Raw genomic sequence first — 13845 nt, forward strand, 5'->3', positions numbered from 1 at the left:
GGGCTGGTGCTGCTTGTTTAGAGAGACGCTGATAAAGTGAAGATTCGCGCAGTTGAAAGTAGAGATTACGAAACATGTTTGTGCCTGGGCATTTTTTGTTTGCACCGTCGCAGCGGATTCACTTTATTGGGATCGGTGGAATTGGGATGAGCGGGATCGCGGAGATTCTGCTGACGATGGGGTACTCGGTCTCGGGAAGCGACCTGCGGCGGAGTGCGGTGACGGATCGACTGCTGGGGCTGGGGGCGCGGATCTTCGAGGGGCATGTGGCGAGCAATGCTGCGGCGAGTGATGTGGTGGTGACGAGCTCGGCGGTGGCGAAGGACAATCCTGAGGTGGTGGAGGCCAGGGAGCGGAAGATCCCGGTGATCCAGCGGGCCGAGATGCTGGCGGAGCTGATGCGGCTGAAGTATGGGATCGCCGTGGCAGGGATGCATGGAAAGACTACGACGACTTCGATGGTGGCGGCGGTGTTGGCTGGCGGTGGGCTTGATCCCACGGTGGTGGTGGGTGGACGAGTGAATGCGCTGGGGTCGAATGCGCGGCTGGGGAACTCGCAGTACCTGGTGGCGGAGGCGGATGAGAGCGACCGGAGTTTTTGAAGCTGTCGCCGGTGTTGGCGGTGGTGACGAATCTGGATCGCGAACATATGGATTGCTATCGCGATATGGAGGATGTCGAGGGGGCGTTTGTGGAGTTTATGGATAAGCTGCCTTTTTATGGGGCGGCTACGGCTTGCGTGGATAATGCGCTGCTGCGAACGGTGCTGCCTCGGGTGAGGCGGAGGGTCTATACGTACGGCGAGGGTGTGGATGCGGATTTTCGCGCTGAGATGTTGCCGAAGGATGGGGAGTGCCACTCGTGTTTTGCGGTGAACTATAAAGGACTGGTACTGGGGACGTTTCGGCTGCATGTTCCGGGACGGCATAATGTGCTGAACGCTACGGCTGCTGTGGCGGTGGGGGTGCAGCTGGGCGTGGCTCCGGACCAGATTGCCGCGGGGCTGGAGACGTTTCGGGGGTGGATCGCCGATTCCAGATCAAGGGCGAGGTGCGGGGGTGACGGTGGTGGATGACTACGGGCATCATCCGACGGAGATTCTGGCTACGCTGCGGGCAGCGCGGGATTGTGGGTACGCGAAGGTGCATGTGCTGTTTCAGCCGCATCGGTTTACGCGGACGCGCGATCTGATGGCGGAGTTTGCTGGGGCTTTCCAAGACGCGGATACGGTTGAGGTGCTTGATATTTACGCGGCGAGTGAGGCTCCGATTGCGGGTGTCGATGCGCAGGCGCTGGTGAAGGCGATTCGGGCGAAGGGTGGGGTGCGAGTGGAGTACGCGGCTTCGGTGGCGGAGGGTGTGGGGGTGCTGGCGCGGGAGGCGAAGGCGGGAGAGGTGATTTTGACGCTGGGGGCGGGGAGTGTATCGCAGTCGGGGGCGGCGCTGCTGGAGGCTTTGTCTGTCAGTGGGGAGACGAATGGGTGAGTTCCTGAAAGGGTACGTGCTGAAGATGATGGGGAGTGGCGGCGCTGTGCGGGTTATGCTCAGGATGGCGATTCTCGCGGCCTTGCTCAGGCGTGCGACAAAGCGATTCGGTTTCGAGAGGTGGAATAACGGTGCTAGAGGCGCCTGAAAAGAACTACGTCTCGGAGTCTCGGGGTTCGAGGGGGCCTCGGCGGGTGTCGGCTTCGCCGGAGCGGAGGCTGCGTCGCGATCTCAGCGAGGACTTTGCGGATGATCCTTATTGGGAGGATGATGCTCCGGTGGGGAGACGGAAGGCTGGGGTGCGGGTGCGGTTTCGCGGGATGCCTTCGACGAAGTGGGGAAGGGTCGCTGCGGGATGCGGGCTGGTGGTTCTGCTTGGGGTGTGCGCCGGGTTGTTTGCGATGGCGAGAAGCTTTTTGTTGCACGATGAGCGGTTTGTGATTCCTTCGTCTTCGTCGATTGAGTTTCAGGGGAATGCGCATGTGACAAGGGCGCAGTTGCTGAGCGTCTTTGGAGAAGATGTGGAGCGGAATATTTTTACCGTGTCGCTGGCGCAGAGGCGCGCGGAGCTGGAGCGGCTCCCCTGGGTGGCGCATGCTACGGTGATGCGGCTGCTGCCAAATCGGATGCGGGTGTCGATTGTTGAGCGGACGCCGGTGGCGTTTGTGCGTCAGGGAAACCATATTGGGCTGGTGGATGCGAACGGCGTGCTGCTGGATATGCCGGTGGAGGCGAGACCGGATGGGAGGTACTCGTTTCCGGTGGTGACGGGGATCTCGGCGGATGAGCCACTGTCGATGCGCGCGGCGCGGATGAAGATCTACGAGCGGTTTACGGCGGAGCTGGATGGATCGGGAGAGAAGATCTCGCAGGGGCTGAGCGAGGTGGACCTGTCGAATCCTGAGGATGTTAAGGCGTTGATTCCGGATAAGTCGACTGAGGTGCTGGTTCACTTTGGCGACGCGGATTTTCTGGATCGGTACAAGAGATTTGAAGAACATCTGCCGGAGTGGCGGACGGTTTATCCAAAGCTTTCTTCTGTGGATATGCGGTATGAGCGGCAGGTGGTGCTGGAGATGCAGCCTGGAGCGGGTGTTCCTGTGACCTCTGCGCCGAATGGAGCTGCTGTGATGGCGGCTGATGCAAAGACACCTGCGGCGACGTCTCAGGACGCGAGTGCGGAGCAGACCAAGCCAGCGACGAAGCCTGTTGCGAAGGTGGCTGCGAAGCCTCGGCTTGCGGTACATCCTGCTCCCGTGAAGCACGCTGGTGTGGTGAAGGGACGACCCGCGGCAAAGGCTTCAGCGAAGAAGGTCGAGCCGAAGGCAAAACAACATGTTGTCGTTGCGAAGCCCCATCCGGTGACTGGTAAGCCATCGGGTGGTTCTACGCAGTATCATCCTTCCCAGGCGGTTCAACCATGAATCAGAAGCAGGACAATCTGATCACCGTGCTCGACGCGGGAAGCACGAAGAGTTGCGTGCTGGTGGCGGAGCTGCAGGATGGGGTGCTGCGGTATCGCGGACACGGTGTGGAACCGTCGCGCGGGATGCGCAAGGGTTTGATTGCGGAGCTGGGGCCGGCGGCGGAGGCGATTAATCGTGCGGCGCTGACGGCGGAGCGCGTGGCGAAGGCTGGAATTGAAACGGCGATTGTGGGTATTGGCGGGACGCATGTGCGCGGAGTGAACTCGCGCGGCGGCATCAGCATGGGTAGCCGCATGCGAGAGATTACGCGGGAGGAGGTGCGGGCTGCGGTGGATCGTGCGCGGTCGGTGGCTCTGCCTCCGGATCGCGAGGTGCTGCATCTGTTGCCGCAGGAGTTCATTCTGGATGATCAGCCGGGGATTCATGATCCGGTGGGGATGGTGGGGAACAGGCTTGAGGTGAATCTGCATCTGTCGACTTGCTCGGGTGGTGTCGCGCAGAGTGTGATTACGTGCGCGAACCGTGCCGGGCTCGAAGTAATGGATACGGTGTATGAAGGGATCGCTGCAGCTGAAGCTGTGTTGAGCGCCGATGAGAGAGAGCTGGGCGTCTGCATGGCCGATATCGGATCGAGCACAACGGAGCTTGCGGTGTTCTTTGAGGGCTCGATCGCGCATACGGCGGTGCTGCCGATTGGTGGAGATCACTTTACGAACGACCTGGCGGTCGGACTGCATGTGACCGTAGAAGAAGCCGAGTATCTGAAGAAGATGTATGGACACTGCGTGGTGACGGCGGTGCCGCAGCTGAATGAGATTGAAGTGGGCGGCAATCTTGCGTTCTCGGGTGGGCAGCCGGCGCGAATGGTGAGGCAGAGATTTCTGGCGGAGATTCTGGAGCCGCGTGCACGCGAGTTGTTTACGATGCTGCGGGATAACCTGCGGCAGGGTGGGGTGCTGGAGGCGCTGGGTGCGGGCTGCGTGGTGACGGGCGGCGGCGCGAATATGGCTGGGTTGCTGGATAATGCGGAGAGTCTGCTGCGGGTGCCGGCGCGGATTGGGTATCCGGTGCCGTTGTCGCGAATGCCTGCGGAGCTGGCTGTGCCGGAGTTTGCAGCGGCGATTGGGATGCTGTTGTATACGCATCGGACGCAGGTTCGGCGTGCGAGCGAGGAGCAGGGATTGAGGGCGAAGTTGAAGGCGATCTTTGCGGGAAGCTTCTGACCCACCTCCCAGTCGAAGGTTCAAAAACACCGTTTGTTTTTCGATTGGTTTCCACCCCAATTCTGATAGGGCTATGGATGAGAGTGGATTGCGCGTTGATGTAGAGTGCGACGGCCTTGTGAAAACCATGTCTCAGAATCGAGACTTGGGGCACCGGCATTTTGGCCAGAAGGATGGCCGCCACACCATCGGGGATTTTGCTCTAGCGCTTGCGCAAAGAAGTGCATCTGGATTTCGGGACCAACTCTTGTAATATTGCTCCGAAGCGACGCCAGACTATGGCTGAGATCCTGGTTGCGATCGCGATCAACGGGCCCCCTTCCAAAAAAGAAGACATCAGCTTTATGGCGGCGAACATGACGCTTGAGCTTCAGGTGAACAGCGATGAGAAGGAGATAGGGCCGGATGATTCCTCCCTTGGAGGGCGGTATCTATGGGTGCGTCTGCTGGTGGGCATGGCGGTGTTGATTGCGGGGGCAATCGAGGGTAGATATGGGAAGTCGGAGTTGTTTGGGGACGATATCTCCTACCTTGATGTAGCGAATATGATTCGAGCGGGGGATTGGAGGGCGGCGCTCAATCCGCTCTGGAGCATCGGATATCCTCTGCTGCTGTCGGTCGTGAGGCGCTTATTTCCGTCCATACCGCATGGAGAGATGGCGGCGGTTTTCTGGCTGAACCTGGCAATTTACTTCGTCGCGTGGATTGGTTTTCTTTGGCTCCTACGTTTGATGTCGCAGGCTCTGCGGGGAGATCTCTCAGAAGACCGTGACGCTCCGCTGTCGCCCTTTCTGTTGATCTGCGCGGCTTGCGTTTTTGTGGCCGTTCAGACGGGAGTTGGACGCGTGTCCACCGTCGGCCCGGATCTACTGGTGACGTGCCTGTTTTTTCGCTTCCGGACTTGCTCTGAAGGTCGTGTCACGGCCAACCGCGGGCAACGCTGCGTTGTTGGGAGTTGTGCTTGGTTTGGGATTCCTGAGTAAGGCGATCTTCCTGACTCTTTCCGGCATATTCTTTTTGGTTTTGCTCGGTTTTATGGGCTGGCGTCGTAGCGCCGCTCCGCTTCTTCGTACGGTGGGAGTGTTTCTGCTCTTTGTCGTTCCTTATGGCGTGGGCCTGTCCTGGGCTGTTGGACGGCCGACCCTTGGTGAGGCGGGAACGTTGAACTACGCCTTCCACGTGAATCACTTGAAGCATTGGATGGGTTGGCAGGGAGGTCCGAAGGGGTTGGGATCTCCTGTTCATCCGGTGCAGATGCTCAGTACACATCCTCCGGTCTTCGCGTTTGGAGAGCCCTTTCACGTGACGTATTCGCCGCAGTTCAACATGGTGTATTGGTATGAGGGGTATCGCCCGTTTTTCAGTTTCAGAAATGCGGCTCAGGCTGTCTTAGTAAATTTGCGCACGTCGAAGTATGTGTTTCAAGAGATCATTCCCGTCGCGATAGTCGTCGTTCTCTGTTTTTGTATTGCGTTCTGGCCTCGGGCGGGTGATCGCGTTGGCGCAAGACCATCTTTGAGCCAGTGGTTTTTGTATCTACCTTCGCTGCTCGGGATTTTTGTTCTGCTGTTGATCCACGTTGAAGGGCGGTACGTGGCGGGGTTTCTCTGTGTGCTTGCCATGGCGCCGTTTCTCAGGTTAGACAGCTGGCGTGGGCCTCTCCGATCAGGAGTACGTACGGTGGCGCTCCTCCTTTTGGTGATGGCTTCTGTGTTCAATTCGGCGGAGCGGCTTCGTGGCGCTGTTCGACTGGCTGTTGCCCGGACGGATATGCAGAGCGGAGGGCAATGGGCCGTCGCTCAGTACCTGCAAGGACTGGGTTTGAAGGCGGGAGATAGAGTTGCCTCTGTTTCACCCGGAAACGACATGCGATGCACGTGGGCTTATGCGTCTCGGGTGCATGTTGTGGCAGCTCTGGGGAACGATGCCTACGACCCGCAGAATCAGATAGAGGATCTGCATCTCTTTTTTGACGATCCTTCAACTCAGGAACAGGTTCTACAGTTGTTCAGGAAGCAAGGTGCTCTTGCTGTCGTCGCAACAGAGATTCCCTTTGATGTTTCGTCGCAGGGGTGGCAGCGGGTTCCTGGAAGCAAGGCGTGGGTGCTGCTCTTAGGGTCGTCGGTTTCCTCCAGTCGATAGATTGAAGACGTCGAGATGGAAGACGCTCGTTCGAAGCGCAAAATCTCAAAGTTTTTTGGTTTATGGGCTTATTTTTGTTTACAGATTTTGTATTTAACGTTATGGTTATTTAACTTAGTTGTTAATAAAGATATGACCGATCAAATTACGTCGACGTTTTCTGCATTAGCTGATCCGACCCGGCGGGCGATTCTCGCACGGCTGGCGTTGGGAGAGACCTCGGTTACGGAGATTGCCGCGCCGTTTGAGATGAGCATGCCGGCGATCTCTCGACACCTAAAGGTGCTGGAGAAGGCTGGGTTGATCTCGCGCGGACGGGAGGCGCAGTGGCGGCCTTGCAAGCTGAAGGCAGAACCTTTGAAGCAGGCTGCCGACTGGCTGGATGAGTACCGAAGGTTTTGGGAGGAGAGCTTCGATCGGTTGGACGAGTATCTGAAGACCCTACAGACAAAGGAGAATAAAGATGCCGGAAAGAAAAATGGGAGTGGTAGAAAGCGCCGCTGATCGGGGACTAGAAGACGCCGCTGAGCGAGAGATTGTGTTGTCGCGCGTGTTCGATGCGCCACGCGAGATGGTGTGGGCCGCCTGGACGGATCCAAAACAGGTTGCGCTGTGGTGGGGGCCGAAGGGCTTTACGACGACGATTGAAGAGATGGATGTGAGGCCGGGCGGCGTGTGGAAACAAGTGCTGCACGGGCCCGACGGCATAGATTATCCGAACGAGAGCGTGTTCCTCGAGGTGGTGCAACATGAACGGCTTGTGTACACGCTGACCGGTGGGAGGAAGGGCGAGCCCGTGGTGCAGATGGAAAAAGCGACGACTTTTGAAGAGGAGGCAGGAGGGACGCGGGTCACGATGCGTCTAACCTTTGCCTCGGCTGAGGCTCGCGATCAGAATGTGCGGGATTACGGTTCGATCGAGGGCGCAAAACAGGCATTCCAGAGGCTTGCGGATTATCTGGCAGGCCAGTTTGCGGGGACAACAGCGACGGCATAAACACGAGGGTTTGAAGACACAGGGAGGAATTCGATGAGCACTGCGACGGTATCTCCGAAGGTGAGGACTCGAACTGAGCTGCAGATTACACGGGTCTTCGATGCGCCACGCGAGCTGGTTTGGAAGGCGTGGACTGATCCTGCACAGATGAGACAGTGGTACGGGCCACGCCAGTTTGAGGCTCGAAACCTGACCGCGGATGTTCGACCGGGCGGTAAGTGGCGAGACTGTCTGCACAGCGACGGATTCACCGACAGCAGTGGCGAGTGGCGGACCGCCGACGTGTGGCAGGGTGGCGAATACCTCGAACTGGTTGAGCCGGAACGGCTTGTCTTCACCTTTCATTGGGAGGAGGGCAGCGGACTTCCGGAGCACGACACCGTGATTACGATCACGTTTGAAGAGCATGCAAGCAAAACGACGATGAACTTTCACCAGGCTTTCTTCGTAACTGAAGAAGATCGAGATGGGCATGGGAAGGGCTGGAACAGCAGCTTCGAGAAACTGGATGAGTTTTTGCGCGAGGTGAAGCATGGCCGTTGAAGGAGGCGTGATGGAGGCGGGGCTGCTTGAGGTCTGTCTAACGAGGAGAGTCGCAGCCTCTCCGGAGGTGGTGTTTGCCGCGTGGATCGAGCGGAAACACCTGGCGAAGTGGTGGGGGCCGAAGGACTTCACCAACGAGGTGTGCGAGGTGGATGCACGTATCGGCGGCGCAATTCTGATGGATATGCGATCGCCGGAGGGTGAGGTGCATACGATGACGGGGCGGTTTGTGACGATCGATCCGCCGCACAGGCTGGTGTTCGTGACGGCGTCGATCGATGAGCATGGGAAGCCGATGTTTGAGGTGAAGAATTCGGTGATCTTTGACGAAGCGCGCGGCGGAACGGAGATCTCGCTGGTTGCTCGGGTGATCAAGACATCGACTGCTGCGCCGGAGTACTTTGCGGGAATGTCGCAAGGATGGTGCCAGAGCATTGATCGGCTGTCGGAGCTGGTTGGGCGGCTTTAGTGTGCATCGACAAGGCTGATAGAGCTTCAGATCCTTCTTCGAGAACGTAGATTATTCGCGTTCGGCGGGAGGATCCGAGGCTCTTTTTGCTGGCGGCGCGTTCAGGGCGTTTGGGTCGGCGTGCTCCAGCTCGGCTTCGAGGATGATGAGGTGGGTCTCTTAAGAGTTCGCAAGCGTACCGCAGGTTCGATTGCAGGCGGTTGCGCAAAGGCTTCTCTTCCTGAATGTGTGGAGGGTTTTTGTAGTTGCGGGGGTTCTCTGAGAGGGGCGTGATGAGGGAGTGGCGCCCTCTGCAGTCCAGGTAAAGGACTGAAGGCGTTTGGGGAAAGGTGCTCAGTTGTGTGATGCACGATAGCAAAAGTGGTGCAAGTTCGCGGCATTTGGAACCATGCGTGGTACGGGCGGTGGAAAACGGGGGTCGTGTGTTTGGCAAGGAGGTGGGAGAATTAAACAACTTTCAAGGAGTCCTGCTGCTATGTCGAATCTGCCCAATGATCCTAACGATCCGAACGATCTCCGCATTCACTATCACGATGAGATACCGCATGGAGCGAGGATCAAGGTCATCGGCGTGGGCGGCGGCGGAAACAATGCTGTGAATCGCATGATCGCGGCGAATGTTGTGGGTGTGGAGTTTATCGCGGCGAATACGGATGTGCAGGCGTTGCAGGTCTCGAATGCGCCGGTGAAGCTGCAGCTTGGCGTGAAGCTGACGAGCGGTTTGGGCGCGGGTGCGAACCCGGATGTGGGACGGCGGGCGGCGCTGGAGGATTCGGACAAGATTATTGAGGCGCTTGAGGGCGCGGACATGGTGTTTGTGACTGCCGGGTTGGGCGGCGGTACGGGGACGGGCGCTGCGCCCGTGATTGCGAGCCTGGCGAGTGAGATGGGCGCACTCACGGTAGCGGTGGTGACGAGGCCGTTCGCGTTTGAAGGGAAGCGGCGGATGCAGCAGGCGGAGCGCGGCATGCAGGAGCTACTGGAGTCGGTCGATACTGTGATCGTGATTCCGAATGAAAAGCTGCTGGCGGTGGCGAAGGATGCTGGGTTCTTTGAGAGCTTCCGGATTGCGGATGACGTGCTGCGGCAGGGCGTACAGGGGATCTCGGACATCATCACGATTCCTGGTGTGATCAATCGCGACTTCGCTGACGTGAAGACGACGATGGCGGGGATGGGCTATGCGGTGATGGGGACGGGCGTGCGGTCGGGTGCGAATCGCGCGGTGGAGGCTGCGATGGCTGCGATGGCTTCGCCTCTGCTGGAGGCGGGCGCGATCGATGGGGCGCGCGGGATTCTGATCAACATCACGGGCTCGAGCAGTTTGAAGTTGAGTGAGGTGAACGAGGCTTCGAGCATCATTCAGAATGCGGCGCATGAGGATGCGAACATCATCTTTGGGGCGGTTCAGGATGAGTCGATGGGCGATGAGGTGAAGATCACCGTGATTGCGACGGGCTTCAAGCAGCAGGAGATGCCGCAGCGGCGAGAGCGCATGCTGGCGGAGGCGACGCTGCCAACGATGCGGTATGACGTGCCGATTCAGCCTCGCGTGGTGACTCCTCGACCTACGGCGACACGGTTTGCGAGTGAGATGGAGATGGAGCCGGCGAAACCGGTGCATGAGGCTAACGCAGTGAAAGAGTCGATCGTGAAGATGGAGGCGAGTGCTCCGATTGAGCTGGTTCCGGTGCCGGCGTCGGTGTTCGATGACGACTTCTTCCGTGCTCCCGCGGCGCGGGGAGAGAACTGCCGAGGTGAATCGAGCGGAGGGCGGACAGGTTGATCGGGCGAGGGAGGTGACTCACTTTTCTGCGCCGGTGCGCGTTCAACCGGAGGATGTTCGCGGTGGGACGGACGAGGTGGGGGACTCCCTGGTTCGTGTTCCCGCGTTTGGAAGTGCAGCGGTGGCGCCGGCGGATCAAGCTGAGCCGGATGAGCTCGATATTCCTGCGTTTTTGCGGCGCGGTAACTGATGGTACAACTGATTTCGCTACGAGTAGCACGGATGGGGAAGGGTGCTGCGCAAGAGACTGTGTTGAATTAGTATTTTATTAGATGAATTGTGGATCGATGGCAGTTCGATTGCAGTCAAATCAATAAGAGGGATCGCCTGTGTCGAGATCATTGAAAGTTTTTGGCGCGCTCCTCTTCGGCCTTGTTCTTGGTGCTGGAGTGGGTGCTAACGCTGCGACGACTGCAACTGGGAAGGCCAGACGGCACTCCGCTGGGACGGCTCGGGTTGCGACTACAGTGAAGACTCGTTCCGGGGCTTCTCGCTCGGCTTCGACCACAAGGGGAACGACGCATGTCGTTGCAACGCATGGGGTTGCGGGGCACCATCGAGGAGCCCGGCCGACTCTGGCTGTTCGGCGGACACGGTATCAGGAGCACTTTTCTGCGAGTTCGTTTGCTGACAATTTGACATTGGGCGATGTCGTCGAGGGAGAGGACCCGTTGGTTCGGGCGGCCGCGATTGAGGCGTTGGGCAATATGAATGGCACCGCGATCGCGATAGATCCTTCTACGGGACGGATTCTGGCGATGGTAAACCAGAAGCTAGCGCTGTCCAGAGGGGCTGAGCCTTGCTCGACGATCAAGCTGACGGTGGCCCTGGCTGCGCTGGAGGAGGGAATCGTCCGCAAAGATACGCCGGTGAATTTGGGCGGACACTATCACCTGACGATGACGGAGGCTTTGGCGCACTCGAACAACCTTTACTTTGAGACGCTTGGACGACAGCTTGGATTTGAACGGGTGAAACACTACGCCAACGAGTTTGGGCTTGGCGAACTAGCTGGATATCACATTCAGGGTGAACAGCTTGGGACTTATCCTGATGAAGTATTGCCTGCGTCGTTGGGTGGAGTGGGGAGAATGTGCTCGTTCGGCGAGAGTGTTTCGATGACTCCACTGCAGCTGGGGGCGCTGGTTTCTGCGATTGCGAACGGCGGCACGCTTTATTATCTGCAACATCCCGAGACTGCGATGGATGTGGCTACGTTTGAGCCGAAGGTGAAGCGGGTACTGGATATCGCTCCACTGATTCCGGAGATTTCGGTGGGTATGCAGGGTGCGGTGCAGTATGGAACTGCGCGTTCTCTGCGGGCTAACTTCAGCCAGTTTCCGGTGATGGGCAAGACGGGGACCTGCTCCAATAATGGCACTCGATTCGGGTGGTTTGGGTCGTTTGCGGATACGCCGAAGGGGCAGATTGTGACGGTATTTTTCCTGGAGGGCGGGCGGCCTACCTTTGGTCCTAAGGCGGCTGAGTTGACCGGGGAGTTTTACCGGGCGCTGTGGGACAAGGATTATTTTTTACAGAAGCCAACGGTTGAAACCAGTGGTGTTATGGGTGGTTCTGAGTAGGGTTGTGGCTCGGAATGTAAAACGCGCTGGTAGGAACGTGGTGACAGCGTGGTGTTCTGGTGGTGACGACGTGGGGATTGGCGGCGTCTTTTTGAGTTGCTAAAAAAGTGCCACTTTTCTGAATTAATTTGCTTTCATCCTTCCCGCGATTTGAATTCCAACTGGTTCGGCCTCGTAGTGAGGTTGAACCTTCGTTGTGTTTTGCTTTGTGGCGGGGGATGGGCTGTGGTTTGTCGACGCTCCAGGTTCGCGGCGCGGCCTTGCGGCCGGGTGGTTGCGGAGCGGCTATCCACCGGGCGGCGGTCGGATGGAGACTGGTCGGTCGCCACGGACTCTTCTTTGCGGGCGGGGTGGGATGGACTTTCTATTTGGGCCGGTGAAGGTTCGGTGGTCGTCGCCTTGGCTTCGGCGGGGGAATCGCGTAGAAGGGAAAGATGAAAATTCTTACGGCGACAGAGATGCAGGCGGTGGATCGGTGGACTGCGGAGGAGTTTGGTGTGTCCCTGGATAAGCTGATGGAGGCGGCGGGCGAGGCGGTGGCTCAGTTCTGTCTGCGGCAGTATCCGGTGGCGATGCGGGTGGTGGTGTTGTGTGGGAAGGGCAATAACGGCGGGGATGGTTTTGTTGCGGCGCGGGTGCTGGCGCAGGCGGGGCGATTGGTGCGGGTGGTGTTGCTGGGGCGGATGGATGAGGTGAAGGGAGAGGCCGCGGCGGCGCTGAAACGGCTGAGGGAGGAGTTTTCGTCCGTTGAGGTGGATGAGGTGGGGGATGAGGCTGGACTGACGGCTTGCGCAAGTGCTGTGGGGGAGGCGGAGTTGTTGCTGGATGCGTTGGTGGGGACGGGATTCAAGCCGCCGCTGCGTGGGCTTGCGGTGTTGTTACGGGAGATGGTGGAGAAGCTGGAGACGCCGGTGGTGGCGGTGGATCTGCCTTCGGGATGGGATGCGAATTCGATGGAGCAGACGGCTGAAGGGTCATTTCGGGCCGACGCTGTGGTGACGTTTACGGCTCCGAAGATAGCGCATGTGTTTGGACATCTGACGCGCAGTGAGAAGAACGGCGGGACGTTTGGACCGGTGGTGGTTGCGGGGATCGGGTCGCCGGGGGATGGTGTGGTGTCGGCCAGCGGGCTCACGTGGGCGGGTGCCTCGAAGGCGCTGGCGGAAAGGCCGCGGGACGTGACCTCGAATAAAGGCAAGTTCGGGCACGTGTTAGTGGTGGGGGAAGTTACGGGAAGGCAGGGGCGCCGGCGATGGCGTCGTTGGCGTGTTTGCGGGCTGGGGCCGGACTGGTGACGGCTTCGGTTCCGAAGAGCATTCTGGATTCTGTGGCTCGGATTGCGCCGGAGTTGATGATGGTGCCGCTGGCGGAGGGAACCAAGGGCGCGGTTTCGTTCAAGAATCTGGATGGGGCGAAGCTGGATGCGTTGGTGAAGAGGATTTCGGTTGTGGCAGTGGGTCCAGGGCTTTCGACCGAGGGGGATGCGCCTGCGTTTGCGCGGCAGATCGTGGAGAAGACTACCGTGCCGGTGGTGATCGACGCGGATGCGCTGAATGCTTTCGAGGGAAAGACGGATTTGCTGAATGGTGAAGGACGGGTGATGGTGCTGACCCCGCATCCCGGGGAGATGGCACGGCTGGCGGGGATGACGGTGAAAGAGGTGGAGGCGGATCGCGTGGGGTTGGCGCGGAGGTTTGCGACGAAGCATAAGCTGACCCTGGTGCTGAAGGGGTGGCGAACGCTTATCGCGCATCCGGATGGTTCGATTGCCGTGAATACGAGTGGGAATCCGGCGATGGCGAAGGGTGGGAGCGGGGATATTCTGACGGGAATTGTGGCAGCAATGCTGGCTCAGTTTCCGAATGATGTGGCTCGCGCGGTGGAGACAGCGGTGTACCTGCACGGCCTGGCTGCGGACTTTGCAGCGCATGCGATGGATGAGCATACTGTACTTGCAACCGATACGGTTACACATCTGTCGGATGCGTTTCGATATCGAGCGACGGATGAGGATGGGTTGGTTTGGATATGCGGGTTGCGTGGATAGAGCTAGAAGTGGATGCGGTTTCAGGTTGAGTTGATCAGAGTCTATTCGGGCGCAACACGCGAGGTGCGTCTCTATCGACAGCCCGTGTGCTGCCAGCTAAGCGATACTGTCGTTCCCCCGGTGCAGCATTGCTGACATCTGTAG

Annotated in this window: 13 protein-coding genes and 1 pseudogene; all 14 read left to right on the forward strand. The window is 58.9% G+C overall.

Annotation, left to right across the window (positions count from 1 at the left end; genetic code table 11):
* The first annotated feature begins 74 nt into the window (after positions 1-74).
* The 14 genes and pseudogenes from murC (at position 75) to RBB80_RS15540 (ending at position 13701) form a co-directional block, all read left to right on the forward strand.
* Positions 75-1484, forward strand: a pseudogene (gene murC, locus RBB80_RS15475) (UDP-N-acetylmuramate--L-alanine ligase).
* A gap of 131 nt (positions 1485-1615) precedes the next feature.
* On the forward strand, positions 1616-2908 hold the full coding sequence (locus RBB80_RS15480) for an FtsQ-type POTRA domain-containing protein (protein ID WP_433969204.1): 1293 nt from the start codon (positions 1616-1618) through the stop codon (positions 2906-2908).
* Complete coding sequence (gene ftsA / locus RBB80_RS15485; protein ID WP_179581998.1) at positions 2905-4134, forward strand: cell division protein FtsA; 1230 nt, start codon at positions 2905-2907, stop codon at positions 4132-4134. The genes RBB80_RS15480 and ftsA overlap by 4 nt, the downstream gene beginning before the upstream one ends.
* A 278-nt stretch (positions 4135-4412) precedes the next feature.
* Positions 4413-5117: a hypothetical protein gene (locus RBB80_RS15490; RefSeq protein ID WP_433969205.1), complete on the forward strand. Its 705-nt coding sequence runs from the start codon at positions 4413-4415 to the stop codon at positions 5115-5117.
* On the forward strand, positions 5050-6276 hold the full coding sequence (locus RBB80_RS15495) for a hypothetical protein (RefSeq protein ID WP_433969207.1): 1227 nt from the start codon (positions 5050-5052) through the stop codon (positions 6274-6276). The genes RBB80_RS15490 and RBB80_RS15495 overlap by 68 nt, the downstream gene beginning before the upstream one ends.
* Before the next feature lie 15 nt (positions 6277-6291).
* A complete protein-coding gene (locus RBB80_RS15500) occupies positions 6292-6780 on the forward strand; it encodes an ArsR/SmtB family transcription factor (RefSeq protein ID WP_433969208.1) in 489 nt (162 codons plus the stop codon).
* A complete protein-coding gene (locus tag RBB80_RS15505; protein ID WP_433969209.1) occupies positions 6740-7273 on the forward strand; it encodes an SRPBCC family protein in 534 nt (177 codons plus the stop codon). Before RBB80_RS15500 ends, RBB80_RS15505 begins: the two co-directional genes overlap by 41 nt.
* Before the next feature lie 33 nt (positions 7274-7306).
* A complete protein-coding gene (locus RBB80_RS15510; protein ID WP_433969210.1) occupies positions 7307-7816 on the forward strand; it encodes an SRPBCC domain-containing protein in 510 nt (169 codons plus the stop codon).
* Positions 7806-8285, forward strand: coding sequence for an SRPBCC family protein (locus RBB80_RS15515; protein WP_433969212.1), 480 nt, complete (start codon positions 7806-7808; stop codon positions 8283-8285). The genes RBB80_RS15510 and RBB80_RS15515 overlap by 11 nt, the downstream gene beginning before the upstream one ends.
* A gap of 475 nt (positions 8286-8760) precedes the next feature.
* On the forward strand, positions 8761-10071 hold the full coding sequence (gene ftsZ, locus RBB80_RS15520) for a cell division protein FtsZ (protein WP_433969213.1): 1311 nt from the start codon (positions 8761-8763) through the stop codon (positions 10069-10071).
* Entirely contained in the window at positions 10043-10261 is a 219-nt protein-coding gene (locus tag RBB80_RS15525; RefSeq protein WP_433969214.1) for a hypothetical protein, read from the forward strand. Before ftsZ ends, RBB80_RS15525 begins: the two co-directional genes overlap by 29 nt.
* 151 nt (positions 10262-10412) lie before the next feature.
* Entirely contained in the window at positions 10413-11654 is a 1242-nt protein-coding gene (locus tag RBB80_RS15530; protein WP_433969216.1) for a penicillin-binding transpeptidase domain-containing protein, read from the forward strand.
* Between the two features lie 434 nt (positions 11655-12088).
* Positions 12089-12949, forward strand: a complete 861-nt coding sequence (locus RBB80_RS15535) for an NAD(P)H-hydrate epimerase (protein WP_433969217.1) — start codon at positions 12089-12091, stop codon at positions 12947-12949.
* A complete protein-coding gene (locus RBB80_RS15540) occupies positions 12907-13701 on the forward strand; it encodes an NAD(P)H-hydrate dehydratase (protein WP_433969219.1) in 795 nt (264 codons plus the stop codon). The genes RBB80_RS15535 and RBB80_RS15540 overlap by 43 nt, the downstream gene beginning before the upstream one ends.
* Positions 13702-13845 lie beyond the last annotated feature (144 nt).

It is taken from the genome of Tunturiibacter gelidiferens, assembly GCF_051013345.1.
Classification (GTDB): Bacteria; Acidobacteriota; Terriglobia; order Terriglobales; family Acidobacteriaceae; genus Edaphobacter; species Edaphobacter gelidiferens_A.

Excerpts from the sequence above, each read along its gene's own strand:
- ftsA (WP_179581998.1), top strand. The coding sequence starts at position 2,905 with ATGAATCAGAAGCAGGACAATCTGATCACCGTGCTCGACGCGGGAAGC.
- RBB80_RS15490 (WP_433969205.1), top strand. The coding sequence starts at position 4,413 with ATGGCTGAGATCCTGGTTGCGATCGCGATCAACGGGCCCCCTTCCAAA.
- RBB80_RS15500 (WP_433969208.1), top strand. The coding sequence starts at position 6,292 with ATGGAAGACGCTCGTTCGAAGCGCAAAATCTCAAAGTTTTTTGGTTTA.
- RBB80_RS15505 (WP_433969209.1), top strand. The coding sequence starts at position 6,740 with ATGCCGGAAAGAAAAATGGGAGTGGTAGAAAGCGCCGCTGATCGGGGA.
- RBB80_RS15510 (WP_433969210.1), top strand. The coding sequence starts at position 7,307 with ATGAGCACTGCGACGGTATCTCCGAAGGTGAGGACTCGAACTGAGCTG.
- RBB80_RS15515 (WP_433969212.1), top strand. The coding sequence starts at position 7,806 with ATGGCCGTTGAAGGAGGCGTGATGGAGGCGGGGCTGCTTGAGGTCTGT.
- ftsZ (WP_433969213.1), top strand. The coding sequence starts at position 8,761 with ATGTCGAATCTGCCCAATGATCCTAACGATCCGAACGATCTCCGCATT.
- RBB80_RS15535 (WP_433969217.1), top strand. The coding sequence starts at position 12,089 with ATGAAAATTCTTACGGCGACAGAGATGCAGGCGGTGGATCGGTGGACT.
- RBB80_RS15540 (WP_433969219.1), top strand. The coding sequence starts at position 12,907 with ATGGCGTCGTTGGCGTGTTTGCGGGCTGGGGCCGGACTGGTGACGGCT.